The sequence below is a fragment of the Rhizobium sp. P1_C7 genome (genome assembly GCF_056406295.1).
Genome location: NZ_JBFUAL010000010.1, coordinates 200,103 through 225,948 on the forward strand (window position 1 = coordinate 200,103; position 25,846 = coordinate 225,948).

The window sequence follows — 25,846 nt, forward strand, 5'->3', positions numbered from 1 at the left end:
CCTATTTCAACAGACGGCCTTCAAGATGCGCAGATGTAAAGTCATCGATCAGGACTTCGACATCCACTTTCCAGCCTGCCGGATCGCCAAGAGCCAGAACCGTTCCTTCCCAGCCGCCTTCGGAAGACTTTCGCAAGTCGTACCTTATCGGCTCGATGCCGGCCTCCGGATTCATCAGTCGAAGCATCACCGAACGCGGCCCGATCGGTCCGAAATCAGGACCCATGACGACCACCCGCGCGCGGGTCACTCCGGCGGGATCGCGACCAAGCTCCAGTTGCGCCATGAGCTTGTCGGAATGCAGATGAAGCGAAGTGGCTGGTTCATCGACGAAGGCCATGGCCGGTCCGGCAAAGCGCCAGAGGGACGCTGCGCCGACGATGGCGATCGCCAATGCAATCTCGCAGGCAATGCTGCGTCGCAGGTGCATTCGGGCGGTCCGGCTGCCCGCAAGCGCCGGTTTTGTGAGCCAGAATCGATTGTATCCCGCGACAATGCAGAGGATCCCCACGAGCGCGATTTTCACAGCCAGGACCTGGCCGTAGAGCGAAGAAAGCATCTGCGAGATCTCGGGAAGCTCGATAAATGCAAGGGTCGCGCCTGCTGCAAGCATGAGAACGAAAGGCACCGGAATTGCCCGCGAGAAGGCCAGAAGGGGGCGCTTGCTGAACCGCGTTTTGCCAAGCTGCAACAGAGGCATCAAACTGCCAATCCAGAACAGCATGGCCGCTCCATGAAGGAATATGCATGTCCTGGCCAGCCAGCGAGGCTCGACGACATTGCAGTGTCCCGTAAACGTGAAGGCCATTGAAGCGGTGGCCATCGCGAGCATCGCGCTCATCAGATAGCCTCGACGGTTCGCAGTGAGCGGAAGCGATATCAGGACGATCGAAAGAAAGGCGAGACCCGCGGCGATCAAAGCGTTTCCGTGCGCGGCGTATTTTAGAGGTTCAAGACCGCGTAATGTGAGGCCCAGGCCCAATTCGTCCAGGCCCTGCAGATACAGGCCCGTCATGAGAAGAAGACCGCCGGGGACCAGTATCGCGACGGGTCGTACAGGCAGTGCGCGGCCCGGATCGAGCCAACGATTGAACAGCGCGCCGCCAACGAAAACTGCCAGATAGAGTATCGTCGCGATATGGACGAGCCATATGGCGACGTTCAGACCGGATGAAGCGGCTTCGGCGACATCCGTCGCCGCCGGCGACGCCGCGCCGACGTGAAAAACGAGCGAACCGCCGACCGGATGTCCGTCTTCGGACTCGACACGGTAGCTAACGATCACGGAGCCGTGGCCGACTGGATCTGGAAGATTTAATGTCACGACCGTGCCGGTGCTGGCCGCGATCAGATTCTGGCTGACGCCGCCCGCGTCTCTCACCGCGGCCCTGATCACGCTAACCGGTTCGTTGAACTGAAGCCTGACGCCAGAGGGGAGGGTCTTGACGGTCTCATCCCAAGCCGGTGACGAACTGACAAGAACGGCATGGGCATGCGCGCCGACTGGGACGAGAACGCCCATTGCTAGGACAAGCAGGAGACCTGCAGGTTGAAGGAGCAACGTCGCCCATTTTTGAAGCTTGAAGCACATGGGCGACTACTCGCATTTCAAGTGCGGGGCTGCTCGACCACGTCGAAGTAGGGAGCGGGGGTTTCATAGTCATCGGACGTCTTGCCCGCTGCGGGGATTTCGATCCAACGTTCGGAAGCGCCGTCGGTGCATTCCTGAACGACCGGAACGTAGATCCGGGTGCCCGCAGGAATCTCCTTGGCGACCGTCCCGCGGAAGATGAACTCGTCGTACTCGTCGTCGGCCAGGCTGCCGCCGGTCCACACGATCTCGGTTACGCCTTCCTTCACCGGCTTTCCGTACAAATCGTAGCTCTTTTCATATGCCGCCTTGACCTTCTCTTCGGTCCAGCCGGGCTTCGGCATCGGTTTCGCCGACAGGAGTCCTTCGGGAACCTTCACACGAACCTTGATCGTTGGCTTGCCTTCGCAACCATGCCCAATGCGAACGACGGCCTTGTAGGCTTTGCCGGAAATGCCCTGGCTCTGCTCCAGCGTAGCATGTGCATGGGCCGCGCCAACAGCGAACAAGCCCGCCACGACCGCGATTGAGATTTGCTTGATCATGAATATTCTCCGTCGCGGGCTGGCGCGCATACAGGCGCCGCCCGCACCGAGTTAAGTTACTGGACGAGCTGCGCGAGATCGGCGTCAAGCCGCTTGCGCACCATGTTGGGAACCTTGGCCGTCTTGATGGCCTCGAGGTTTGCGGGCGCGTCGCCGACCTGGATCAAAGCGACCATTCCCATACCGGCGTGCGGCGTGCATTTCACGACGTAGGCGCCGGGCAGGTCGAATTTGGCCTGGTACTGTTCGCTGGGCTTCGACTTGAACTCTGGAGCGCCGTCCGGGATGAGACCCTTGAACGTCTCGACGTTATGGCTCTTGTCGGTTGGAACGAAGGTGATCGTGTCGCCGGGAGCGATCTTCACGAAACTGGGTTCGAATACCATTGCGCCGGCAGTGCCCTTGTTGAGCATCTGAACCTGGTGGTCAGCGGCCATCAACGGCGCCGTCGAAGCAATCAAGGCTGCCGTTGCAGCAATCAGACCGTACTTCAAACGCATTTTCATATCTCCTGTTCTTCGAGGCCGTCTTGGCCTCGGACCGTTTTCTAAGATATGCGGCGGGTGTGTTCTTTGACGCTCGTCAAACTGGAAAAATGAAAGCTTCCAAAACGGGTCAGGAATTTCGGCCATTGAGGCAGGGCCTGCGGGAGGATCCTGCACTGGCCGCTGAAGCCGGGCGCTCTGCAGACGTCCATCGGACAATCAAAGCGGCGAAGATCGACTGTCGCCGCCCCCATCCGCATTGGGTCAGGGTAGGACGAAGCCGCCCTTGATGACGCGCAACTCCGTCGCAGACCGCTGCGAGAGGATGATCTTGATGACCGGGTCGATCTCCGTGCAAACGATGGCGTCGACCCAGTTGTCCGGTGTGATAGTGCTGGCCGCGTCGCCGTGGTGATCCCAGCGTCAGGCGAATTGGCGACGGGTGCTGCCATTATCGAAATTATGCCGGAGAACGGGTAAACGGATCAACGTTCGTCAAGGAGCTCGCGAACTTTCCAAGCGAGTTCTCGGGCCGTGTAGGGCTTGCGAAGCCATTGCGAGCCAGAGATCCCATCCGTTTCGGCCAGCCCTGGTTCCGAGTAACCAGACGTAAAGAGCACGGCCATGTGAGGACGAAGATCGCGTGTCTCGCGAGCCAGTTCGTCACCTGTCATTCCACCGGGCATCACGATGTCGGTGAACAGGAGTGCGATCTTGTCGTTGGCCCTTAGTACATCCATGGCACGGCGTCCGTTATCCGCCTCTAGAACCGAGTATCCCATCGATGACAACCGTGCCACGGCGACTCGCCGCACACGAGGATCGTCCTCGACAACCAAGACCAGTTCGTCGCCGCGAGGCAGGGGGCTTTCAACCGCCTCCGGCTCCGGGTGGACCTCCTGAGATCCGGAACCGGCCATCGCTGGTAGATAGATCCGGATCGTGGTCCCACGCTCAGCTTCGCTGTATAGCTGGAGGTGGCCGCCGGACTGCTTTACGAACCCATAGACCATGCTGAGGCCAAGACCGGTGCCAGCGCCCACTTCCTTTGTCGTGAAGAATGGTTCGATCGCGCGTTTTGTCACTTCCTCGGACATGCCGGAGCCGGTGTCGGTCATTGAGATCAGAACGAAATTGCCGCTACGGACGTCCGGGTACATCTTGGCGTAGTCGGCATCCAGGTGCACCCGCGAGATTTCCGTCGTGAGACTTCCGCCCTTTGGCATTGCGTCGCGGGCGTTCAGTGCGATGTTCAAGATCGCGTTCTGAAGCTGCGAGCTGTCTACGAGCACGTTCAGGCCCGAGCCGGCAATGACAGTCGAGAGCTTGATGTCCTCGCCCAGGGTTCGCCTCAAGAGATCCGAGAAGCCGGAAACCAGCTGACCGAGATGCGCAGGCTTTGGATTGAGTGGTTGCCGCCGCCCGAACGCCAACAGCCCTCCCGTCAGCTTCGCGCCGTCTGCGGCGGCGTCCTGTGCCTCTTTCAAGATGTCCCTGAGCTGTCCCGGCGGCAGCTTGTCCTCGATCATTTCCAGATTGCCGCTGATCACCGTGAGCAGATTGTTGAAGTCGTGAGCAATCCCCCCGGTCAATTGCCCGACCGCCTCCATCTTCTGAGATTGACGAAGGTCTTCCTCGATTTTGACCTTGCTGGTGAGGTCGCGCACGAAGCCGGTGAAGATTCGCTCTCCCTTGGCTGTCGCTTCGCCGACATGGAGCTCCATCGGGAAATGGGATCCATCGGCACGCTTGCCCGTTACGACACGGCCGTAGCCGATGATACGCTTCTCGCCAGTCTGGATATAGTGATCGATATAGCCGTCGTGAGCGTCCCGGTAGGGGTGGGGCATCAAGTTGCTCACGTTTCGTCCGCAAATCTGCTCGGACGATATGCCGAAGAGCTTTTCGGCCGCCTTGCTGAAAGAAAGCACCATCCCCTTGTCGTCGATGACCACCATGGCGTCGGGGACCGTGTCGAGGATCGAACTCAGATGGGCTTCCCGCGCGTTGACCGCTTCCTGGGCGCGCCGGAGAGCGCTGACATCGCTGTTTGTCTGGATGACGGCCAGATCTCCATCGGTGAGGTTGACCAAGACACAACGCGTCGCAACGTAGATGTCATGTCCGCTCTTGTGACGATGAATGATCTCGCCCTGCCAGAAGCCACGGGACTTGAGCTGCGCGTTGATGCTGTCGGCAGGTTCTGGAAACTGCGTGGCGAGGAGTTCGTGTACTTTCTCGCCGACGGCTTCCTCTCGGGTCCAGCCATACATGTTCTCGCACCCGATAGACCAATGCGTGATGGTGCCTTCGGAGCGATGTATAATTATGTCCGCCCCGTCGAGCACATGCACCAAGGCATCCAGTTCCTGGGGTGATGCGGTGCGCGGCGATATCAGGCGATGGGGCATGGGTCTACCTGGCGTCTCTCTGCATTAGTGGAGACTGACCCTATGGCAGGTTTGGTCGGAGAAATCATCAGCGTTCCCTGACAACTGTATCACACGATTGAGATTCACAATTCTCAGGTCGTGCCGCCCTTCCGGGACGACGATGTTGCGCGTGGCAAGCTTTGTGATGGTTCTTGAGACGGTTTCGATGGTGATGCCAAGATAGTCCGCGATGTCCTGTCGGTTCATGGGCACCCGTAGCAAGCCTTGGCGCATCTGGGCATGAGGACGCGAGGCAAGCTTGACGATGAAGCTGCAGAGCCGTTCTTCCGCGTTCAACCTGGACAGCAACACTATCTGATCGTGGGCCGCCGCAGTTTCCTGGCAAAGCAGGTTGACGTAAACGGGACGCAGTGACTCCGATCGGGCAACTTCCTCGTGGAAGCTCTTTCGCGACACGCGTCGGATCTTGCAGTCGCTCACCGCCTCGGCTGTAAAGCGGAACGTCTCCTGAAGCGACGCGCCAATCAGATCGCCGGAAAAGTGGAACGCGGTGATGACACGACGGCCTTCGCCGATGATGCGGTGGAGACGGACCACTCCTTCCACAACCTGGAACAGGTGGTTGACAGTGTCGCCCTCCCAGAAGATCGCCTTCCCAGCCGCAATTGTTTCTGTCGCGGAAGTCAGGAAAAGAGATGAGAGCGATTGCCCTCCACAGATCGCGTCATGCGTTGGTTCTGCGTGTTCGAAGACGGCGTTATTCTGCATCAGCATGGACGTATCCCCTCTTGTTTGCGAGGGCACTAGATCGTCGGTGCGTCACAGAGAAATGATCGGGCGGTTTCAAAAGGTGAAACTTTGTAACGGATTGTAATAGCGGCCGGACCCCGATCGAAACTGCGGCGTCGTTGATCTAGATCAAGGAGCCTCTCGCGCGCCCGTGACAGTCCTTCCCCAAGTACGAGAGAGACGGCCGCGATGTGGTCGACTGCGCACTAGGGACGACATCATGAAGTATACAACTGAAACCATGGTGGTCGCAGTGGGGGCATTCCTAGCCTTGCTGGGTGCTGCCTTCGCGCACGACCATCTATTTGCAGTCCATATGAGCATTCTTTGTTTCTGCCTTCTCGCGGGCACCGTGTTGCTGATGAGAAACATGGATTTCTCACCGGCAGGTCGGTTGCCGAAGGTCGAAGCGTCAGGCTATTTCGACGAAGTCATTCGCTACGGCCTTATCGCGACGGTCTTCTGGGGAGTGGTCGGCTTTCTCGTCGGAGTGGTCGTCGCGCTCCAATTGGCCTTCCCCGACCTGAATCTGGCGCCGTACCTCAATTTCGGGCGCCTGCGTCCGGTCCACACTTCGGCGGTCATCTTCGCGTTCGGCGGCAACGCCTTGATCATGACATCCTTTTACGTGGTGCAGCGTACCTGTCACGCGCGTCTGTTCGGCGGTAGCTTGGCTTGGTTCGTGTTCTGGGGTTACCAGCTCTTCATCGTGATGGCGGCGACAGGATACGTGCTCGGCATCACCCAGGCACGCGAATACGCGGAGCCGGAATGGTACGTCGATATCTGGCTGACCATCGTTTGGGTCGCCTACCTGGTCGTTTACCTGGGAACCATTCTGAAGCGCAGGGAACCCCATATCTACGTCGCAAACTGGTTCTATCTCGGCTTCATCGTAACGATCGCGATGCTCCACGTGGTGAACAACCTCGCGGTTCCGGCATCGTTTCTCGGCACGAAGAGCTACTCGGCGTTCTCCGGCGTCCAGGATGCGTTGACGCAATGGTGGTACGGTCACAATGCGGTGGGCTTCTTCCTGACGGCCGGCTTTCTCGGAATGATGTACTACTTCGTTCCCAAGCAAGCGAACCGCCCCGTCTACTCCTACCGGCTTTCGATCATCCACTTCTGGGCTCTGATCTTCATGTATATCTGGGCCGGCCCTCATCATCTGCACTATACGGCGCTTCCGGATTGGGCCCAGACGTTGGGAATGGTGTTCTCCATCATGCTTTGGATGCCTTCCTGGGGCGGGATGATCAATGGCCTCATGACCCTTTCGGGCGCGTGGGACAAGGTTCGCACCGACCCGATAATCCGCATGATGATCGTTGCCATCGCGTTCTACGGCATGTCGACCTTCGAAGGTCCCATGATGTCGGTCAAGACCGTCAACTCGCTCAGCCACTACACGGAATGGACGATCGGCCACGTTCATTCAGGTGCGCTCGGATGGGTCGGAATGATCACCTTCGGTGCAATCTACTACCTGACGCCCAAGCTCTGGGGCCGCGAACGCCTGTACAGCCTGCGTATGGTCAACTGGCACTTCTGGCTCGCAACTCTGGGCATCGTCATATACGCCGCCGTCCTTTGGGTGGCCGGTATCCAGCAGGGCTTGATGTGGCGCGAGTACAATTCGCAAGGCTTCCTGGTCTACTCCTTTGCCGAAACGGTGGCTGCGATGTTCCCCTACTACGTGCTGCGCGCCGTAGGCGGAGCGCTCTACCTGGCAGGCGGCGTCGTGATGGCATGGAACGTTTTCATGACCATACAAGGACGCGTTAGGGACGAGGCTGCAATTCCGACCACTTTTGTGCCCCAGGCACAGCCTGCCGAGTGAGGTGATACATGGCATCGCTTTTGGACAAACACCAAATCCTCGAGAAAAACGCCACGCTCCTTCTGGTGGGGTCGCTACTCGTGGTCAGTATCGGCGGAATCGTCGAGATAGCTCCGCTGTTCTACCTCCAGAACACCATCGAGAAAGTGGAGGGCATGCGCCCCTACACCCCGCTCGAGCTGGCGGGGAGAAACATCTACGTCCGTGAAGGTTGCTACCTCTGCCACAGCCAGATGATCAGGCCGTTCCGCGACGAAGTGGAGCGCTACGGCCATTACTCGCTGGCAGCTGAATCCATGTACGACCATCCGTTCCAATGGGGTTCAAAGCGCACCGGTCCCGATCTTGCGCGGGTTGGGGGGCGCTACTCCAACGAATGGCACGTGCAGCACCTTGCCAACCCGAGGGCGGTGGTACCGGAATCGATCATGCCCAGCTACGCGTTCCTGAAGGAACAGGAAGTCACGGTCAAAGACATCGGAATGGATCTCAAGGCCAATGAAGATGTTGGCGTGCCTTACGTCGATACCATGCTCGCGAACGCAGAGGCCGACATGAAGGCACAGGCCGATCCAGGCGCCGACACGACGGCGCTGCTCGAACGCTATCCCAAGGCAAAGGTCGGCGATTTCGACGGAGATCCGGCGAAGCTCACCGAGATGGATGCGCTCGTGTCCTACCTCCAGATGCTCGGAACGTTGGTCGACTTCTCGACCTACGACGATGCGACCGGCTATCGATGAGGTGATCGAATGGAAACCTACACAGCAATGCGGCACTTCGCCGACAGTTGGGGCCTTCTCGCAATGGCGGCGTTCTTCGTGGGCGCGGTTGTCTTCACACTTCGCCCTGGTACCAGGCAGACGGCGAAAGAGGCCGCCGATATTCCCTTGAAGGACGATTGAGATGTCGGAAAAGCATATTGATGAAATCAGCGGCGTCGAGACCACGGGACACGAGTGGGACGGTATCCGCGAGCTGAACAACCCCATGCCCAGATGGTGGGTGTGGACCTTCTATGTGACCATTCTCTGGGCCATCGGCTACGCCATCGCCTACCCGGCGATACCGATGATTACCTCGACAACGAAGGGCCTCCTGGGATTTTCGAGCCGATCAGAACTGCAGCAGGATCTGGATCTGGCAAAGGCTGGTCAAGTCAAGTTCCATGATCTGATCGCGACCAAGACGGTACAGGCGATCGACGCGGATCCTGCTCTTCGCGAATTTGCCATTGCGGGCGGTGCGTCATCGTTCAAGGTCAACTGCGCACCGTGTCATGGCTCGGGCGCAACCGGGGGGCCGGGCTTTCCGAATCTGAACGACGATGACTGGTTGTGGGGGGGCGATCTGGACTCTATTCAGGCGACGATCGGCCATGGCGTCCGCTTCGACGACGACACCGAAACTCATGTTTCGGAGATGCCGGCCTTTGCGGAGGTGCTTGATCGAACTCAGACGAGGCAGGTTGCGGCATACGTCTGGGGCCTTACCAATACAGCGTCCGAGGCGTCGCTAGCCGAAGCTGGAAAACAGATCTTCCTCGACAACTGTGCTGCATGTCACGGCGAGGACGCCAGGGGAAAGACCGAGATGGGGGCGCCAAATCTCGCAGACGCCATCTGGCTCAAGGGGCGAGGGGAGGACGCGATCGCTCGCCAGGTCGCAGCGCCTAGGCACGGCGTGATGCCCGCATGGGCTGGTCGTCTGGGCGATACTACGGTGAAGGAACTCACCATATTCGTCCACTCGCTCGGCGGTGGAAAATAGGGAGACCAGCAATGACCACGCACGACCACAATCCGATGCTCAGCCTCTATGGCACGCCGCGCTCAGTCATCCACTCGCCCGTCTCGGCACGAGCCAAGGCGGTTCCTCCCGGCGCCAAGCGGGATGATCCGGAAAAAATCGGCAGTTCGACCGTCGATTTGACCTGCCTCAAAGACGACGAGCTGACGAGCCACTAGATACGTCCTGTCTGGTGGAGGTGTTTGCGTGGATTATCTCCGTGCAGCTCCTGCGGGCCGCGCCTTCTCTCCAAGGCGCGGCCATCCTGTTTTCGCTTTTAACGAAGCCCTCCAGAGGGCTCTGTTTCATGGCAAGCGCCGCCGGTGGCCAATCGTCTGTTCGTTTGATTTTCCTCAAAGACCACCCCTTGAGCCGACGGTAAAAGCGCCCCGTCAAGTTCCTTGAAGGCCATGTCTCCTGTTTGGGGACTGGCCTTTCATTTTCTCGGAAGGTCCGCCGTTCTTGATCTGCGTCAAGGACGAGACTTCTGGACGATGACAAATGGGTTGAGAAACTTGGATAGGGCCCCATGAACCTGTACACCGCTCCAGATCCCAATGGTATCGAACGGGTCGCTGTCGAACCAGTCAATGCCCGCCGCAATCGGCAGCCTCTCTACGAAGCTCGCAAGAAGGTGTTCCCAAGGAGGGCAGAAGGTCGCTTCCGCCGATTCAAATGGATTGTGATGCTGATCACGCTTGGCATCTACTATCTTGCGCCTTGGATCCGCTGGGATCGTGGTCCCTATGCACCCGACCAGGCCATCCTCATCGACCTGTCTTCGCGCCGTTTTTTCTTCTTTTTCATCGAGATCTGGCCGCAGGAATTCTACTATGTGGCGGGACTGCTGGTGATGGCTGGTTTCGGCCTCTTTCTGGTGACGTCCGCCGTTGGCCGCGCCTGGTGCGGCTACGCCTGTCCTCAGACCGTCTGGGTCGACCTCTTTCTTGTGGTCGAACGCGCCATCGAAGGAGATCGCAATGCCAGGATGAAGCTTGATGCGGCTCCCTGGAGTTTCGCGAAACTCAGAAAGCGCGTTTTAAAACATGCTATTTGGCTGGTCATCGGCGTCGCTACGGGCGGCGCCTGGATCTTCTATTTTTCGGACGCGCCCAGTCTTGCGATAGCGCTGTTCACGCGACAGGCTGCCGTCGTGGCTTACGCCACTGTGGCCACGCTGACTGCAACGACTTACGTGCTGGGTGGACTGATGCGCGAGCAGGTCTGCACCTATATGTGCCCTTGGCCGCGGATCCAAGGGGCGATGCTTGACGAGAATTCCCTGGTCGTCACTTACAACGACTGGCGGGGTGAACCTCGGTCGCGACATGCGAAGAAGGCACATGCCAAGGGTCATGCCGTAGGCGACTGCGTAGACTGCAACGCCTGCGTGGCGGTTTGTCCCATGGGTATCGACATCCGGGACGGCCAGCAGATGGAGTGCATCACCTGTGCGCTTTGTATTGATGCCTGCGACGGTGTCATGGACAAGCTCGCAAAACCACGCGGCTTGATCGCCTACGCAACGCTCAGCGAATATTCGAGCAACATGGCGCTTGCTACAGACTGTGGGCGAACGGCCATCCAACCGGACCGCGTCCGGAACGAGGACGGAACCTTCACCTCGGCAATCCGCCACTTCAATTGGCGCATCATATTCCGTCCAAGGGTTGTCTTCTACGGTGTGGTATGGGCTTCGATCGGAGTGGCGATGCTTGTCCATCTCGCTTTGCGAGAGCGCCTCGAGCTCAACGTCGTCCATGACCGCAATCCCCAATTCGTCCTGGAGAGCGACGGTTCCATTCGCAATGGCTACACGCTCCGCGTCCTCAACATGGTTCCGCAGCCAAGGAAGGTGACAGTAAGCCTGTCAGGCCTCGAGGGAGCGACGATGCGCATTCCCGAGCTCAGCAAGACCGACGGACGAACCTTCACCATTGATGCCGAACCTGACGCCGCCACCACCATCAAGGTGTTCGTTACGTGGAAGCAGTCAGGCTCTGCAACCAACGAATTCCTCTTCGTGGTCGATGACGCCGACCATGCCGACAGAGCGACCTACCGCGCCGCGTTCAATTCGCCAGGAGACGAGAAATGACGACCTCTACTCAAGGGTTCACCGGCCGACATATGCTGCTGGTGACGTCCGCGTTCTTCGCGGTGGTGATTGGAGTGAACGTAACCATGGCGTGGTTCGCTTCGTCCAGTTGGAGCGGGCTTGTGGTGGAAAACACCTATGTCGCGAGCCAGGAGTTCAACAGGAAGGCCGAGGCGATGAAGGCAATGTCCGCTTCGGGCATTACCGGCAGTATCTCGATCAAAGGAGACGCGATCCGCTACGACATTCGCAACAAGGACGGGTCGCCCACAATGGTCGACGACGTCACGGCGAACTTCAAACGCCCGGTCGGAGCCCACGAGGATTTTCATGTCGACTTCAAGAAGACCGCCGAAGGGCACTTCGAAGCCAGGCATGGTGTCGCTGTCGGAGACTGGATCGTCGAAGTCATCTCCAGAAATGAAGCTGCCGTCGTCATGCATGAGGCCAAACGCATCGATACCGCGGAGTTTAACCAGTGACCTGCTGCACGATGAACACCGAGAGCGTCCTGGCTCTCAGCACGACCTCATTCAGCTCTGAGGAAATCACGCTCGCCAGCCATCCTATGGGCGACGGCCTGCGGCAACTCGACCTGAGCGTTCCGGACGTACATTGCGGCGGTTGCATTTCGGCGATCGAACAGGAACTTTCGGCTCTACCGTTCGTTAAAAAAGCACGGGTAAACCTGACTGCTCGGCGTGTGACCTGTTTATACCTCGAGGCCACCGAAAGGGGGCTAACGGACCCTTCGGGAATCATTTCTGCGGTCAATGCGGCCGGATATCGCGCGCATCTTTTTTCGCCTCAAGCGCCGGAAAACGACAGGACCAAAAACCAGCTTATTCTCGCAGTCGGCGTTTCCGGGTTCGCTGCAGCCAACATAATGCTTCTTTCCGTTTCGGTCTGGTCTGGCGCGGATGCAGCAACGCGCGACATGTTCCATTGGATTTCCGCGATGATAGCTGCTCCTGCGCTGGTATACGCGGGTCGCTTCTTCTTCCAGTCGGCATGGAACGCTCTCAAAAATGGGCGGACGAACATGGACGTCCCGATTTCGCTCGCGGTCACGCTCTCCTATGCTGTGTCGCTGTCAGAGACGATCCACCACGGCGAGCATGCCTGGTTTGATGCATCGGTCTCCCTTCTGTTTTTTCTGCTGATCGGCAGAACACTTGATCACGTGATGCGAGAGAAGGCGCGTGCGGCCATCAACGGGCTCGCTCGGCTCGCGCCTCGAGGCGCGCTGGTGGTGACGCCTGACGGGTCGCACCGTTATGTTGCTGTTGAAGAGATCGCGCCTGGCGATGAAATCCTTGTCGCTGCGGGCGAACGTGTTCCGGTCGACGGGCTGGTCGTCAGCGGTGAAAGCGACCTGGATCTCTCCATCGTTACGGGCGAGAGCATACCGGTGGTCGCCACCGCCATAGACAGCGAAGTGAGCTCCGGTGCGATGAACCTGACGGGCTCGCTCGTCGTACGCGCGACAAAACTTGCGAAGAACTCACTTCTGGCAGAAATCCTAAGCCTCATGGAGGCTGCCGAAGGTGGTCGGGCACGCTATCGACGGATCGCCGACCGCGCTGCCGGACTCTATTCCCCAGTCGTCCACCTTCTGGCACTTGTCTCATTCATAGTATGGGGCGTGATCGGTGGAGACTGGAAGCATGCGATGCTGGTTGGCGTTGCGGTGCTCATCATTACTTGTCCCTGCGCGCTTGGGCTTGCCGTTCCAGTGGTGCAGATCGTCGCCGCAGGCGAGCTCTTCCGAAAGGGGATCATGGTTAAGGACGGCTCGGCGCTGGAAAGACTGGCCGAGGTGGACACGGTCGCTTTCGACAAGACAGGCACGTTGACGATGGGCAGCCCAAAGCTGATCAAGACTGAAGCCGCCAACGACCAGGACATTGCGATCGCACTCGGGTTGGCTGGGCATTCGCGGCACCCTTTGTCACGAGCGCTCGTGCGTGACACCCAGCGCCTCCCAGTCTCGTTTGACACTGTGTCGGAGGTCCCCGGTGGTGGGCTTCAAGCCATCAGCGGCCATTCTGTCTATCGGCTGGGCAGTGCGGCCTTTGCTTGTGCCACCGGCGATTTGCCGTCGAGCGATAACAGTCCCCTCTCTGAGGTCGTGCTTGCGAAGGATGGTGCCACCCTTGTCCGGTTCTACTTCGACGACACACTTCGGCCGGGCGCATCCGACACGGTCAGGCAACTCGATGCATCTGACCTCGGTACCTTGATTGTGTCAGGCGATCGACAGAGCGTTGTCGACAACACGGCGCGCAAGCTTGGCATCGACACTGCAATGGGGGGGCTGACGCCGAAACAAAAGGTCGACGAGTGCCAGCGGCTGAACGCCGGGGGCCATCGAGTCCTTATGGTGGGCGACGGCATCAACGATGCTCCAGCACTTGCGGCTGCCCATGTCTCGATGGCTCCGTCAACTGCTTCCGACATAGGCCGCCAAGCCGCCGATCTGGTTTTCTTCAACGAGCGCCTGGACGCTGTTCCAGAAGCTATCAGCGTCGCGAAAAATGCTGCGAGACTCATCCGCCAGAACTTTGTTCTGGCGATCGGATACAATGTGCTCGCTGTGCCCGTTGCTATAGCTGGCCTCGCAACCCCGTTAATTGCCGCAGTCGCGATGTCGACGTCTTCAATCATCGTCGTGGTGAACGCGCTCCGTCTGAACACATTGGAAACACGTCGCAACTCAAGCCCCGACGTGGCGACAGTGGCCATCCGACCGGAGGTCAAAACAGCATGAACATGCTGATCTACCTCATACCAATCGCCCTTCTGTTGGGAGGGGTCGGGCTCTTCGCATTCGTCTGGTCGCTCAAGAGCGGCCAGTATGACGACCTCCAGGGCGCTGCCTGGCGGATTCTGTCCGATGATGAAAACAGCCCGCCGAAACCCTGATCAACGCCTCCAGAGATAGAACGTAGAACCAGGCTTGAAAAAAATGGCGCGCGTTCAGGGTCCGAGCGGGGTTCCCGCCTTTTGACCGTCGACGTGCATATCTCATAGAAGATCTGTGAACCCACGACCGAGACTGTGGCATTGGCTGCGATCCTGAGCTATCTCTTCCGGCCAAAGTCGCAGCGGGACGAATGAAGGATATGGAACCGGATCGCATTCTCGTGGTCGATGACGACGCCCGGATCAGGCAGATGCTGGTTCGGTACTTTGAAGACAACGGCTACAAGGTAACTGCAGTCTGTAACGGTGTTGGCATGCGCACCGAACTGGCGAAGGGTTCTTACGCGGCGGTCTTTCTCGACCTTGTCCTACCCAATGGTGAGAATGGGCTGGAGCTGTTGAAGGAACTTCGCAACACTTCGAACGTGCCGGTCCTCATGCTCACGGGTCAGGATGATGTGACGGACAAGGTCGTCGGCCTTGAGGTCGGGGCGGACGACTACATTGCAAAGCCGTTTCACCTTCGCGAGCTTCTTGCAAGGCTGAGGACGATCTTGCGTCGTCGAACGTCGATAGATCCGACATCTCGTGCTGCTGCAGACGAAGATGAAACCATGCTGTTCGACGGCTGGCGACTGAGTGTTGCTCGTAGAAGGCTAACCGCTCCGAACGGCCACGATGTGCCACTGACGACCGGGGAATTCGACATGCTGCTCGCTTTCGTACGAAACGCTGGCCGTGTTCTGTCACGAGATACCCTCATGGACATGACCAGAAACCGAAACCTGGAAGCATTTGACCGGGCGATCGACGCTCAGATCGTCCGCCTGCGGAAAAAGATTGAAGTGGATCCGAAGGATCCGGCAATGATCCAGTCCGTGCGCGGAGTTGGCTACGTGTTTACCGGGCGGCTAGTTCGCGCTTAATTGTGCAGCATCACAGAAAAACACCACTATCACATTGGTTTTATTGCTTTTTTTTAGTTCATTGGTGAGATCCGGACCCCTGTACTTCTCCCAGTTGCGAAAATGCTTAACAGCAGTCGCGCCACATCGTATTGTGTTTCACTGATGCCACAGGGGGCAGATGACGCCCCTGACGCCCCACCGCTAGATCCGGCCAACGACAGGATTGAATGCCAAAGGTAAGCTGCAAAACGGACAGGTACATGCATCTAGTGACATAAAATGGGAAGAATCTGCTCAGCCGGCCTTTACCTCCGTCCAATCCGACAGCAACACTTCCCAATCGATTGCGGGGGAAGCGAATGAAATACGCGCTGGTCAATGGGGTTCGTCAAGAAGCAGAGCCAAAACTCCGCGGAACCTGCCCGAACTGCGACAGAAACATGGTCGCGAAGTGCGGGGAAGAGCGGATTTGGCACTGGTCTCATCTCACGAAACTTGAGTGTGACCATTGGTGGGAGACGGAGACAGAATGGCACCGCGCGTGGAAAGCATTGTTTCCAAAAGAGTGGCAGGAAGTCATCCAGGTTGCCGCCGATGGCGAACGTCACATTGCGGACGTTAAGAACGACGCAGGCTGGGTGATCGAACTCCAGAACTCGCCAATTTCTCCCGAAGAGCGGCGTTCCCGGGAGAACTTCTATGAGACCATGGTCTGGGTCGTGAATGGTATGCGCAATAAGTCTGATGTTGAAAGCTTTTCGTAAAGCAGTGGCTGAGGGCCTCATAATCAAAGACACCCATTATACATAGACCCTGTAAGCGGCACCGGAATATTCCGGCGTTGGGCCCCGCTCCAACGACCAGTGTTCATCGACTTTGGAGACGACGAATTCCACATCGCTGGCTTACGGCATTCTGAATCTGTCCTCTGGCAGTTCCTATTGAATCCGCAAAACAGGCGCGTTGTTGTCGCTGCCGTTACGCGAGAGAGTTTCCTACAGTTCTGCTTGAAGGGCAGCGAATTGCAGCATCTTTTCGTGACGCGTGGGCAGCCGCAACAGCAACGCTACAAACAGCCGCTAAGGCGATATCGCTCTACGCGACGTTTCTGAGGAGTTGGTGACAGGGGCGTTCATAAGCGCCTCGGGCGGACACTTGACATCCAAACGCGAAAGATTGGCAGTTGCGAGCAACCGGTCGTCCGTTCGGCTTCCCATTTACAGCGCGTAGATGAGAAATCCCACGGAGACCCTCATGAACAAGAAACATCTCGCCATAGCCGCGGCAGCATGCCTTGCCGTCATCAGTTTCACCATGCCGGTGACCACTTATGGGGACGCGTGATGCTGCGCGGCGTAATAAATGGAATCGCACTATCCGTGCCCGTGTGGCTGCTGATCCTATGGTGGATACTATGACAGAGCGTGAGGGGCGCCAAGGATAACTACGACCTAAGAAAAAGCGTCAAGGACATGTGTACGGACAAATCCAATTGGGGGTTGCCGGGTCCCATCGCTGCTGCCCTTGACGGCATCAAGCGTGCACTGCCTAAGACGCAGCCGACCTATCGCGTAGGCGACACTATTCTGACCTGCAGATCCTCCCGGAGCAGAAATAAAGGGGCGCTCAAATTAAGAAACTGATTATCGCCGCTCTTGGCCTGGGTCTCATCGCATTTCCGGTACATGCAGATCGAGGCGCCGTCTGGGATACGGGCAATCAACTGAAAGAGTACTGTGCTGACAATGGAAAAAGTACTGTTTATTCTGGGTTTTGTAGCGGTTACATAATCGGTTCCGTTGATAGCATGATGGAAAGTGACTGCCTGGCCGTGGCACGCAGACCCAATGTCATTACTGGGCAGTTGGTCGACGTGGTCAAGCTGTATCTGTCTAAACATCCTGAAAAGCTGGATGAACGCGGTTCGACACTTGTTGCCGAAGCGATCACGGAAGCCTTTTGCAACTAGGAATTAGGTCATGGGTTTCACAAAGATCGCGCGATTGGTAGCTTTGCTCGCCGTGTTAGGTGCCGTGCTATCGGTCGTGTAAGGGTTTGTCATCGCGACCGATGTCACCGGGCTTTCATACGAACAGGCGCTCGCGCGCTAGGGCGGCGGTGCTTCATCGTCGGGTCAACTTATTGACCGAGGAACTTATCTGCTCGTTGTCGGAGCAGCCCTAGGGACGCTCGCAGAGATCAGTCTCACTTTACGCAAGAGAAACGAACAGGTGGAAAATTGAAATGACAACGTATCGCTATGATGACCTTCGCCCGCGCCTCGGTGTTATACAGAACCGCATGACAACGCCCAACTCGGAAGGCGGCGAATGCTGGAAGGCATGGGAGCATTTCGCACGCTGCTACGGTCAGGGAGTCACGACGAGAAAAGGCATCCTGGAGCATATGGGTGCACGCAAGCTCAACAAGGGAAACCTTGGTACTGAGTTGCCGCGATGGAAGCAGTTTTACGGTATTAAGTAAAAGACTACTCGCGCGCTTATAAAGGTCTCGCAGCGATGCGGCCAGCCACAAACCTAAATGTGGAATATCAAACTTTGCTTCAACGCTTCGCTTTGCAAAGAGGCACTCGGAGATTTTTCGGAGTTTCGACGCCTACTCACCCCGATGGGTTGCTTCTCGATGGAGCACAGCAGGATGGTTTTTGCCACGTGGCGGAGCACGGAGGTACCATCCGCGCGGTCGGCGCGGCAGAGGTTTGATTTTACCTCCACGCAGCGGGAGAGTATCCTGATAGCGTCGATGTTCGACCCGCCTCCATGTGCCGCTACGCATCACGGCGATGGCCCTTGAGGGGCAGGCGACCTACCTGACCCGCAAGTGTCTGGTAGCAAAAACAACTAATCGAGGTATGGGAAAAGATCGCGCGTTCTTGGTAATCAGTGCGCAACCTCCCGGCGTTTTTCGAGGGGCTGCCTCTAAGGAGGTATGCTATGACACTCGCCACATCAACAGTATCCCTGATCACACTTGGGGCGATCTCCGTCTGCACTATCGTTCGAACCGACGCCCATCAAGCGAAGAGCGACTGGACCTATCCTCCGGCGTGCTGCAACGCTCACGGTTTGGTTGGAGATTGTGAGGCCATTCCCACTCAGGACATCAGTCGAGGGCCTCGCGGCTTTTCCGTCTTCCTGCATGCGGGCGACCACCACCTCGCGACAAAACCACACCTGTTCTTCATTCCGTATGGGGACGAAATCACCTCTGGCGATGGCCGATATCATATCTGCCTTCATCCCACGGAAGACGACGTGAACTGTTTCTTTTCGCCACCTGATAGTACCTAACCACCTTTGCAAGCGGGGCCGCCGCTAGCTTCCCTTCAAGGGCAACTACGTAGTTTGTCCTTCCTGTATCGCTGGCGCTGATTGTAATCGAAGTCGTCTTTAGCCTTCCAAAGAAATCTCCGGCATGAGTAATACCCCGATAACCAGCGTTATAGGGGGTATTGCTGAACATGAATGCCACAGGGGCGTAAGGGCCTCGACAACATGCATCGGTTCAATCTTTGCAACCTGAACGTTTGCGAGCGATCCGCAATATTGATCGAGGATCTGTTCCCAACGTTGCTTGACGAAACGATGTTTCCAATCTTTCGCCTTGATCCGGATAAGCGCCCTGCATGTTTCTTCAAATGTGGTCTTGGCGACATTCAAGGGATTCTCACCTTTGGCAACCTGCTCGCGGATGGTCTTGCGCCCTGATGCGAGCATCGGCCAGTGACATCGTTTCGACGCTGCCGCAGCCAATATCTTTTTCTTTGCCATCGACCTTGATCCGGACGACCCAGCTCTTCGTGCCGCCTATCGATACGGCCAGATAAAGGTTCGCCCCGTCGGCATATCTCTTGCCCGGTTCGAACGTTCCGCGTTTGACCTGTGAGGCCGTGAGTTTGAATTTCGTGCGTGTGCTCATGGCTCTTTTATACGTGTCCGGCGCCTATTTCGCAACCGCGCTTTTACCAGTTTAGACGGTGAAAACAGTAACTTACAACATGTTACAGTAGTGCACACTCAATCTTCAAGATCCGAATAGACCGTTGATCCTAAAACACTATTCGAGCACACCAGAGCACACCAGATTTCGCTGGCATACTTCGCGCTTAATTGATCCTCATCAATGTTCTTGTGACGAGCCGCGTTATGTTCGGGCGTGCAATTGCGTCTGGACGTCATGGTAATATGGATTCTATTCGCGGTCGTGACGACCGCTGCAACCGCCGCTCTGCTTCATCCGCTTGCCTCAAGCCAATGTCGACGGGCCAACGGCTCTGCAGAAGCTTCCGAAGTGTATCGGGAACAACTCCTCGAACTCGATCGGGAACTGGGAGCAGGGCGAATCCCGCAGAGCGAATATGAATATGCTCGCGCCGAGATCGCGAGACGCCTCTTCAAGGCGACTGACCATATTACGGCAGAGCGCTGCACGCCCCCGCACACCTATCGGTGGTTGCGTCTGGCCATTGTTGTATTGCTTCCGGTCATGAGCATCGGCTTGTACGTTGGCCTCGGATCACCCGAAATGCCGTCGATGCCTCTGCGAGCCCGGGTGCGCGATCCCAGCCGGGACCTTGCAATGCTCATCGAACAGACCGAGAGGCACCTCGCGCGCCAGCCCGACGATGGTCGGGGCTGGGATGTCATAGCGCCTGTCTTTCTAAAAGTTGGCCGCGTGGACGATGCCGAGAAAGCATACCGGAATGCGGTTCGGATCCTTGGCCCCAGCGTTCAGCGATTGGATGGTCTTGCCGAGTCGGCAATGGCCAGGTCTAACGGTGTGGTGACAGAGGATACTCAAGGGGTACTCCAACAGCTGCTCCGCCTCGAACCGGGTAACGCGCGCGCACGGTTCTACGTCGCCCTGGGCCTGGAACAGATGCAAAAGACCGCGCAAGCTCGAAAGGCCTTTGAGGAGCTGGCCACACAGTCACCAGCAGCTGCACCTTGGATACCACTTGTCAACGAACACATCGCCTCGAACGGTGGCGTGCCAGTCTTGCCAAAGGCGGTCCCAGAAGTGGGTCCCGCAGCAAACGAGCGCTCGAAAGCTCACGACCAACGGCAGATGGTTCACGCCATGGTGAAAAGCTTGGATGCCAAGCTGACTGCAAACCCGGACAATCCGGACGGTTGGTTGAGGCTGATCCGATCCAATGCCGCGCTGGACGAGAAGAGCCAGGCAGCGGAAGCCTTGAGACGCGGGCTTGCAGCCTTCCCGGTACGTGGCGTGCAGGCAGCCAGACTTGTCGCTCTGGGACGGGAGTTCGGCATTGTCATGGAAGGAACGACGAGATGACACGCAAGCAGAAGCGCCTCGCGGTCATTGGTGGCGGCATGGGCTTTATCCTGGCTGCGGTGCTGCTGGTAATGTTCGCCTTCAGCCAGTCGGTCGCCTACTTTTACATGCCATCCGATCTTGCAAGCAATGAGGTGTCGCCAGGAACGCGAATTCGCCTCGGCGGCCTGGTCGGTGAGGGAAGCATAGTTCGGGGTGCCGGCACGGTGGTGCAATTTTCCGTCACCGATCCGACTGGTCGTTCCGTGAAGGTCCGCTATGCGGGCATTTTGCCTGATCTGTTCCGGGAGGCGCAAGGCGTCGTGACGGAAGGGCGCTTTGAACCTGGAAGCGACGTCTTCAACGCCGATACCGTACTCGCCAAGCATGATGAGACATACATGCCGAAAGAGGTTGCCGACAAGTTGAAAGAGCAGGGCCTCTGGCAGCACGCGGGCAAGGGGACGTCCGAATGATCATCGAGGTTGGTCACTACGCGCTGATTCTGGCTTTGGCGACGGCCGTTGTGCTGTCCCTTGTTCCGATTATCGGTGCGCGCCGTATCGATCAGGCAGTGATGGATGTCGCTCCCGTCGGTTCGGTTGTTCTCTTTGCACTGGTCGCTTTCTCCTTCGGCGTGCTGACCTACGCGCATGTCGTATCGGACTTCTCGGTCGAAAACGTCTGGGAAAACTCCCATTCGCTGGTGCCGCTTGTCTACAAATATTCGGGGGTTTGGGGCAACCACGAGGGGTCGATGATGCTCTGGCTTCTCACCCTTACCCTCTTCAGCGCACTCGTCGCTGTTTTCGGACGCAATTTGCCGGATACGCTGCGGGCGAACGTGCTCGCGGTACAGGCGTGGATCGCGGCTGCCTTCATTCTTTTTATTCTGCTGACGTCGAATCCCTTCATCCGCCTTGACCCCGTGCCGGCCGAGGGACGAGACCTCAATCCCGTTCTGCAAGACATTGGTCTCGCGATCCATCCACCCTTGCTTTACCTTGGCTACGTCGGCTTTTCCGTCTGCTTCTCGTTCGCCATCGCGGCGCTTCTCGAGGGCCGCATTGATGCGGCGTGGGCGAGATGGGTGAGACCTTGGGCCCTCGGCGCTTGGACGTTCCTCACCCTCGGGATCGCCATGGGCTCTTATTGGGCGTATTACGAACTGGGCTGGGGCGGGTGGTGGTTTTGGGATCCGGTAGAGAATTCATCGTTCATGCCATGGCTCGCCGGAACCGCGCTCCTTCATTCGGCGCTTGTGATGGAAAAACGCGAGGCGCTGAAAGTATGGACTGTTTTGCTTGCGATCCTGACCTTCTCGCTGTCGTTGATGGGGACGTTCCTCGTACGCTCAGGCGTCCTGACGTCCGTTCATGCATTTGCCACTGATCCGTCGCGAGGGATCTTCATCCTATGCATTCTTGCGATATTCATCGGGGGTGCGTTGTCACTCTTTGCCTTTCGGGTCCCGTTGCTATCGGCTGGAGGATTGTTTGCGCCGATTTCACGCGAAGGTGCTTTGGTGCTGAACAATCTGATTCTGACGGTCGCCTGCGGGAGTGTCTTGACCGGGACCCTCTACCCTCTGTTGTTGGAGACGTTCACCGCAGACAAAATCTCCGTCGGCGCTCCCTTCTTCAATCTGACCTTCGGCTTGCTCATGATCCCGCTGCTGGTCGCGGTTCCGTTCGGTCCGCTGCTGGCGTGGAAGCGCGGCGACCTTCTGGGCGCGATGCAGCGCTTGTATGTCGTTGCAGGCTTGTCCTTCCTCGGGGCCCTGGTTCTATTCTATGTCCAGAACGGGGGGCCGGTGCTCTCGGTGTTGGGCCTCGCGGCTGGACTTTATCTCGTCTTGGGCGCGCTCGCCGACCTCTGGTATCGTGCGGGCGTCGGCAAGATGGCGACGAGCGTCGCATGGCGCAGGCTTTCGGGGCTCCCCGGTTCGGCATTTGGGACCGCTCTTGGCCACGCGGGCCTCGGGCTCACAGTTCTCGGCATCGTTGCCGTTACCACGTTCCAGACGGAGCATGTTGTCCAGATGAAGCCTGGCGATGTTGTTGAAGCGGGACGCCACTCGCTTCGTTTCGAGGGAATGAAACCTGAAACTGGCCCCAACTACACGGAGGAGCGTGGACATTTCACCCTTGCGCGCGGGGGGGTGGATGTGGCCGACGTCTGGTCCGCAAAGCGCACCTACAACGCTCGTCAGATGCCCACGACGGAGGCGGGTATCGTCACATTGGGCTCGAGCCAGCTCTATGTTTCCCTCGGAGATGCGACAGGCAACGGCGGGATCGTGGTACGCGTTTGGTGGAAACCGTTCATCCTCTTCATATGGGGTGGTGCCCTGGTGATGGCGATCGGCGGCTTTGTGTCGCTCAGTGACCGGCGCCTTCGCGTAGGTACGCCTGCCAGGAGAAATACGCCGGCCAAACAGTTGGCTCGACATGCGAAATGATGGATTGTCTGTGTCACGCTACGGAGAATCGGTACTGCTGAAGCCGCGCATGGGCGTTCGGACCATTCCGTTGTGGTCGGCGCCTCTGCTTCCCACAGGATTCGCCCTTACGATTGACGATGGGGCAGATCGCTAAGGGGAGGCCTGCTCGTGCCTGCCGAGGCGGCGAGAGCAAAGATTGACAGTTTGCCGGGTTCAATCTGACGCATTGTTTGATGGAGATCAAAGCTCGCCTCGGGACGCGGGTCTATCGTCATCGAAGCAATCAACGCGATTTCGAGGCAGCCCGAATGCAGGCCAAGGACATAATGACCACCAATGTGGTTTCGATCAGCCCCGCTGTCGGCGTGCGCCATGCTGTAGCGATCATGATGCAGAGCAATGCGAGCGGGCTGCCAGTGGTCGATGATGAGGGCCGTGTTTGCGGGATGCTCACGGAGGGCGACCTTCTGCTGCGCAGAGAGATCAGGGTCCCGCTCCGTTCGGCACGTGCTCCGGAACTCATCTCCGAGATCGATCTGGAGCGATACATCTGCACCAACGGGTGGTGTGTCGCGGACGTCATGTCGCGGGATGTGATCGTCGCGCGGCCTGATAGCGAGATTTCCGACATCGCCGAGAGCTTGCAGGCTCACAGGATCAAAAGGCTGCCGATCGTTGCAGATGGGCGCCTTGTCGGAATCGTGAGTCGAAGGGACATTTTGGGTATCATCGCAAGGTCCCCCACGGCCGCGTTGCCGTGCGGAGACGATTCGATAAAACTAGCGATACGAACAAGGTTGAGATCGGATCTTGGACTGACGCCACAGAAAGTGCAGGTCACTGTCAGGAACGGGCAGGTAACAATCGAAGGCCAGGTGGAGTCTGACTTGAAGCGCAAGGCTGTCCAGGTCCTCGTTGAAGGCCTGGGGGTCACAGGCTATCGTGACCGGCTACGAGTATCGTCCGAATTCGAAACCTGAAGCGCTGTTGCTTGTCGACGAAGGCTCTGGCCGGCGAACCACACCTTGAGTGAGGTCACAAGCATGACCGAAAGCGTCAAGACAGCGGCCCTTGCCGCGAGCCTGTGTTGAGAAATCAGCGTCCGTCGCCAGATTTCGTTCCTGATCGAGGCGCTGTACAGCGTGAAGAAGAGGGCGGCGAACGCCAATCCCATTGCCATCAGTGGCCGTAGAAGCTCGATGTCCAACGCCGGTCCGTCCATGCGCAGGACGCTCGACGGCTGGTGGAGCGTGTTCCACCAATCGACCGAAAATTTTATGATCGGAATATTTGCGAAGCCAACGATGATCAGAACCGCGCCAACGCGCGGCTCTGGTGGGCTCATCGATAGATCGGTTGATGGCGACGATGCCCGGGCCCACCCTTTGAAGCGTCTCCCTCAAAGCGGTTGGCGCCGCTCCTCTCGGCAAATGTTCGGCGAAAGCGCGGATACCGGCCTAAACTTGATGAAGATCAAATACGCACCGGTCGCGCTGCTGTATCGAGCAACGGCGCAAGGAGTTAACGATGGATTTCGAAGCATTCTTCAAAAACGAGCTGGATGGCCTGCATACGGAAGGCCGTTACCGCGTTTTTGCCGATCTTGAGCGTCATCGCGGCAGCTTTCCGCGTGCCACGCGTCACACGGCCGATGGCCCGAAGGACGTTACCGTCTGGTGTTCCAACGACTATCTCGGCATGGGCCAGAACCCGAAGGTGATCGAGGCGATGAAGAACGCCATCGATCACTGTGGCGCGGGTGCGGGAGGCACCCGGAATATTTCTGGTACCACCCACTACCACGTTCTGCTGGAGCGCGAACTTGCCGATCTGCATGGCAAGGAATCGGCGCTGGTCTTCACCTCGGGTTACGTCTCCAACTGGTCAGCGCTGGGCACGCTCGGCGCCAAGATCCCCGGCCTCGTGATCTTCTCGGATGCGCTGAACCATGCCTCGATGATCGAAGGCATTCGCTATGCCAAGTGCGACAAGGTSATCTGGAAGCACAACGACATCCAGGACCTCGAAGCCAAGCTGGCGGCCGCCGATCCGAAGGCGCCGAAGCTGATCGCGTTCGAGTCGGTCTATTCGATGGACGGCGATATCGCCCCGATCRGGGAGATCTGCGATCTCGCCGACAAGTATGGCGCCATGACCTATCTCGACGAAGTTCATGCAGTCGGCATGTACGGCCCGCGCGGCGGCGGCATTGCCGAGCGCGATGGGCTGATGGACCGCCTGACGGTCATCGAAGGCACGCTCGGCAAGGCCTTCGGCGTCATGGGCGGCTATATCGCCGCCTCCACGGCCCTTTGTGATTTCATCCGCTCGTTCGCCTCTGGCTTCATCTTCACGACAGCGCTGCCGCCGGCGCTGGCTGCCGGTGCGGTCGCCTCGATCCAGCACCTGAAGGTCAGCCCCTTCGAGCGCGCCCGTCACCAGGATCGCGTGCGCACGCTGCGCGCGCTCCTCGACAAGCGCGGCATTCCACACATGCCGAACCCGAGCCACATCGTCCCCGTCATGGTCGGCGATGCGGCCAAGTGCAAATGGATCTCGGATCTGTTGCTCGACAATTGCGGCGTCTACGTGCAGCCGATCAACTATCCGACGGTGCCGAAGAAGACCGAGCGCCTGCGCATCACACCCACGCCGCTGCATACCGATGCCGATATCGAGCATCTGGTCGAGGCGCTGCATTCCCTCTGGGCACGCTGCGCGCTGGCCAGGCAGGTCGCGT

The 25,846-nt window shown here is 58.1% G+C and carries 27 protein-coding genes and 1 pseudogene; 20 read left to right on the top strand and 8 right to left on the bottom strand.

Features of this window, described 5'->3' with window-relative positions:
- Position 1 precedes the first annotated feature (1 nt).
- The 5 genes from AC1D2R_RS17840 to AC1D2R_RS17860 all read right to left on the bottom strand — a co-directional run bounded on the left by AC1D2R_RS17840 (position 2) and on the right by AC1D2R_RS17860 (position 5,788).
- Positions 2 to 1,591, bottom strand: coding sequence for a copper resistance CopC/CopD family protein (locus tag AC1D2R_RS17840; protein WP_477968921.1), 1,590 nt, complete (start codon positions 1,589 to 1,591; stop codon positions 2 to 4).
- Between the two features lie 17 nt (positions 1,592 to 1,608).
- The gene (locus tag AC1D2R_RS17845) at positions 1,609 to 2,136 is read right to left on the bottom strand and encodes a YcnI family copper-binding membrane protein (protein ID WP_477968923.1); all 528 of its coding nucleotides are present in this window, start codon (positions 2,134 to 2,136) and stop codon (positions 1,609 to 1,611) included.
- 56 nt (positions 2,137 to 2,192) lie between these two features.
- Positions 2,193 to 2,636, bottom strand: a complete 444-nt coding sequence (locus AC1D2R_RS17850; protein WP_477968926.1) for a pseudoazurin — start codon at positions 2,634 to 2,636, stop codon at positions 2,193 to 2,195.
- Positions 2,637 to 3,106: 470 nt separating this feature from the next.
- The gene (locus AC1D2R_RS17855; RefSeq protein ID WP_477968928.1) at positions 3,107 to 5,032 is read right to left on the bottom strand and encodes a hybrid sensor histidine kinase/response regulator; all 1,926 of its coding nucleotides are present in this window, start codon (positions 5,030 to 5,032) and stop codon (positions 3,107 to 3,109) included.
- Between the two features lie 24 nt (positions 5,033 to 5,056).
- Positions 5,057 to 5,788 (bottom strand): Crp/Fnr family transcriptional regulator, encoded by a 732-nt coding sequence (locus tag AC1D2R_RS17860; protein ID WP_477968930.1) that lies wholly within the window; start codon positions 5,786 to 5,788, stop codon positions 5,057 to 5,059.
- Between the two features lie 235 nt (positions 5,789 to 6,023).
- Between AC1D2R_RS17860 and ccoN the strand changes: the two genes are divergently transcribed.
- The 14 genes from ccoN to AC1D2R_RS17930 all read left to right on the top strand — a co-directional run bounded on the left by ccoN (position 6,024) and on the right by AC1D2R_RS17930 (position 18,676).
- Positions 6,024 to 7,646, top strand: coding sequence for a cytochrome-c oxidase, cbb3-type subunit I (gene ccoN / locus AC1D2R_RS17865; protein WP_477968932.1), 1,623 nt, complete (start codon positions 6,024 to 6,026; stop codon positions 7,644 to 7,646).
- Positions 7,647 to 7,654: 8 nt separating this feature from the next.
- Positions 7,655 to 8,389, top strand: coding sequence for a cytochrome-c oxidase, cbb3-type subunit II (gene ccoO / locus AC1D2R_RS17870; RefSeq protein ID WP_477968934.1), 735 nt, complete (start codon positions 7,655 to 7,657; stop codon positions 8,387 to 8,389).
- A gap of 9 nt (positions 8,390 to 8,398) precedes the next feature.
- Entirely contained in the window at positions 8,399 to 8,551 is a 153-nt protein-coding gene (locus tag AC1D2R_RS17875) for a cbb3-type cytochrome c oxidase subunit 3 (protein ID WP_477968936.1), read from the top strand.
- Between the two features lies 1 nt (position 8,552).
- A complete protein-coding gene (gene ccoP / locus AC1D2R_RS17880; protein WP_477968938.1) occupies positions 8,553 to 9,416 on the top strand; it encodes a cytochrome-c oxidase, cbb3-type subunit III in 864 nt (287 codons plus the stop codon).
- An 11-nt stretch (positions 9,417 to 9,427) separates the two neighbouring features.
- Positions 9,428 to 9,613: a hypothetical protein gene (locus AC1D2R_RS17885; protein WP_477968940.1), complete on the top strand. Its 186-nt coding sequence runs from the start codon at positions 9,428 to 9,430 to the stop codon at positions 9,611 to 9,613.
- 350 nt (positions 9,614 to 9,963) lie between these two features.
- Complete coding sequence (ccoG, locus tag AC1D2R_RS17890) at positions 9,964 to 11,532, top strand: cytochrome c oxidase accessory protein CcoG (RefSeq protein WP_477968942.1); 1,569 nt, start codon at positions 9,964 to 9,966, stop codon at positions 11,530 to 11,532.
- On the top strand, positions 11,529 to 12,014 hold the full coding sequence (locus tag AC1D2R_RS17895; protein WP_477968944.1) for a FixH family protein: 486 nt from the start codon (positions 11,529 to 11,531) through the stop codon (positions 12,012 to 12,014). Before ccoG ends, AC1D2R_RS17895 begins: the two co-directional genes overlap by 4 nt.
- Positions 12,011 to 14,302, top strand: coding sequence for a cation-translocating P-type ATPase (locus AC1D2R_RS17900; protein ID WP_477968946.1), 2,292 nt, complete (start codon positions 12,011 to 12,013; stop codon positions 14,300 to 14,302). The genes AC1D2R_RS17895 and AC1D2R_RS17900 overlap by 4 nt, the downstream gene beginning before the upstream one ends.
- Positions 14,299 to 14,457, top strand: coding sequence for a cbb3-type cytochrome oxidase assembly protein CcoS (gene ccoS / locus AC1D2R_RS17905; protein ID WP_477968948.1), 159 nt, complete (start codon positions 14,299 to 14,301; stop codon positions 14,455 to 14,457). The genes AC1D2R_RS17900 and ccoS overlap by 4 nt, the downstream gene beginning before the upstream one ends.
- A 200-nt stretch (positions 14,458 to 14,657) precedes the next feature.
- Complete coding sequence (locus AC1D2R_RS17910) at positions 14,658 to 15,383, top strand: response regulator (protein ID WP_477968978.1); 726 nt, start codon at positions 14,658 to 14,660, stop codon at positions 15,381 to 15,383.
- A gap of 341 nt (positions 15,384 to 15,724) precedes the next feature.
- On the top strand, positions 15,725 to 16,129 hold the full coding sequence (locus tag AC1D2R_RS17915; protein ID WP_477968950.1) for a competence protein CoiA: 405 nt from the start codon (positions 15,725 to 15,727) through the stop codon (positions 16,127 to 16,129).
- 959 nt (positions 16,130 to 17,088) lie between these two features.
- Positions 17,089 to 17,334, top strand: coding sequence for a Rap1a/Tai family immunity protein (locus tag AC1D2R_RS17920; RefSeq protein WP_477968980.1), 246 nt, complete (start codon positions 17,089 to 17,091; stop codon positions 17,332 to 17,334).
- 275 nt (positions 17,335 to 17,609) lie between these two features.
- Positions 17,610 to 17,849 carry a hypothetical protein gene (locus AC1D2R_RS17925; protein WP_477968952.1) on the top strand — a complete coding sequence of 80 codons (240 nt, stop codon included), beginning with the start codon at positions 17,610 to 17,612 and terminating at the stop codon, positions 17,847 to 17,849.
- A 470-nt stretch (positions 17,850 to 18,319) separates the two neighbouring features.
- A complete protein-coding gene (locus AC1D2R_RS17930) occupies positions 18,320 to 18,676 on the top strand; it encodes a hypothetical protein (protein ID WP_477968954.1) in 357 nt (118 codons plus the stop codon).
- Between the two features lie 99 nt (positions 18,677 to 18,775).
- Here AC1D2R_RS17930 and AC1D2R_RS17935 read toward each other — a convergent pair whose 3' ends face one another.
- The gene (locus AC1D2R_RS17935; RefSeq protein WP_477968986.1) at positions 18,776 to 19,156 is read right to left on the bottom strand and encodes a hypothetical protein; all 381 of its coding nucleotides are present in this window, start codon (positions 19,154 to 19,156) and stop codon (positions 18,776 to 18,778) included.
- Positions 19,053 to 19,304: an Arm DNA-binding domain-containing protein gene (locus AC1D2R_RS17940; protein ID WP_477968956.1), complete on the bottom strand. Its 252-nt coding sequence runs from the start codon at positions 19,302 to 19,304 to the stop codon at positions 19,053 to 19,055. The genes AC1D2R_RS17935 and AC1D2R_RS17940 overlap by 104 nt, the downstream gene beginning before the upstream one ends.
- Before the next feature lie 258 nt (positions 19,305 to 19,562).
- On the opposite strand from AC1D2R_RS17940, the gene ccmI reads away from it, so the two are divergent.
- The 5 genes from ccmI to AC1D2R_RS17965 all read left to right on the top strand — a co-directional run bounded on the left by ccmI (position 19,563) and on the right by AC1D2R_RS17965 (position 24,086).
- Complete coding sequence (ccmI, locus tag AC1D2R_RS17945; protein ID WP_477968958.1) at positions 19,563 to 20,684, top strand: c-type cytochrome biogenesis protein CcmI; 1,122 nt, start codon at positions 19,563 to 19,565, stop codon at positions 20,682 to 20,684.
- Positions 20,681 to 21,139 carry a cytochrome c maturation protein CcmE gene (gene ccmE / locus AC1D2R_RS17950; protein ID WP_477968960.1) on the top strand — a complete coding sequence of 153 codons (459 nt, stop codon included), beginning with the start codon at positions 20,681 to 20,683 and terminating at the stop codon, positions 21,137 to 21,139. Before ccmI ends, ccmE begins: the two co-directional genes overlap by 4 nt.
- On the top strand, positions 21,136 to 23,124 hold the full coding sequence (locus tag AC1D2R_RS17955) for a heme lyase CcmF/NrfE family subunit (protein ID WP_477968962.1): 1,989 nt from the start codon (positions 21,136 to 21,138) through the stop codon (positions 23,122 to 23,124). The genes ccmE and AC1D2R_RS17955 overlap by 4 nt, the downstream gene beginning before the upstream one ends.
- Positions 23,114 to 23,260 (top strand): cytochrome c-type biogenesis protein CcmH, encoded by a 147-nt coding sequence (locus AC1D2R_RS17960; RefSeq protein ID WP_477968964.1) that lies wholly within the window; start codon positions 23,114 to 23,116, stop codon positions 23,258 to 23,260. Before AC1D2R_RS17955 ends, AC1D2R_RS17960 begins: the two co-directional genes overlap by 11 nt.
- 154 nt (positions 23,261 to 23,414) lie before the next feature.
- On the top strand, positions 23,415 to 24,086 hold the full coding sequence (locus AC1D2R_RS17965) for a CBS domain-containing protein (RefSeq protein WP_477968982.1): 672 nt from the start codon (positions 23,415 to 23,417) through the stop codon (positions 24,084 to 24,086).
- Positions 24,087 to 24,169: 83 nt separating this feature from the next.
- On the opposite strand, the pseudogene AC1D2R_RS17970 reads toward AC1D2R_RS17965, so the two are convergent.
- A pseudogene (locus AC1D2R_RS17970) lies at positions 24,170 to 24,479 on the bottom strand (cytochrome C assembly family protein); the annotation flags it as partial.
- 154 nt (positions 24,480 to 24,633) lie between these two features.
- Here AC1D2R_RS17970 and hemA point away from each other — a divergent pair.
- On the top strand, positions 24,634 to 25,846 hold a 1,213-nt coding region (gene hemA, locus AC1D2R_RS17975), incomplete at its 3' end, for a 5-aminolevulinate synthase (RefSeq protein ID WP_477968966.1).